1 pseudogene is annotated in these 593 nt (G+C 46.2%); it reads right to left on the bottom strand.

Annotated features, from left to right (window positions below):
- Positions 1-168: pseudogene (locus AACS18_RS23725) on the bottom strand (RNA-binding protein); the annotation flags it as partial.
- Between the last annotated feature and the right edge of the window lie 425 nt (positions 169-593).

The following is a 593-nucleotide window of genomic DNA, read 5'->3' as shown; positions in this document are numbered from 1 at the left end:
CTTCAGTAACAGCGGTACCACGAAACCGCCGATGGCCAGACCTGCTGCAAAAATCACTTCCGCTTTCAAAGAGAACTGCAGGGCCTGGGCAACCAGGTAGCCAACCACTGCCAATACCAGAGCAAGGATTGCGGCCTGCATATATACGGGAAACTTGGATAAATTCATCTTAAAAGACCTTTTGTAAATGAAAGCAAAAAAGGTGCAACACTATATTCACCTCCATGGTAACCAGCTTTCCTGATTGGCGCTACCATGGACCACTCGGGAGAGGTTATCGGCTCCAGTATGGCATTCCCAAGGTCACTGAAGGCGACATAAATGACGCTAAAATGGGAGTGAAATAACAGGGTTGTGGATAACATTGTATATATACACTGAATAAGCTGTTTCTAATTGAATAATTTGAAATTTTCGTGATTTTCTTCAAAAAAAGTCTTGTCATCGCAGCGTCGCTCCCTATAATGCGCCCCTACCAGCACGGCGGAACACGCCAAACTGATGAGCCAGCTTCCTAGTGAAGTGGGCGCCGAAAGAAAAGCGAAAACAATCGCTTGACTTTCGAAGTGAGAGGCGTAATATGCGCCTCCTCA

Source organism: Aeromonas sp. HMWF015, from assembly GCF_963878965.1.
GTDB lineage: Bacteria > Pseudomonadota > Gammaproteobacteria > Enterobacterales > Aeromonadaceae > Aeromonas > Aeromonas veronii.
The sequence above is the reverse complement of the archived record's forward strand: the minus strand, read 5'-3'. Positions and strand labels throughout refer to the sequence as shown.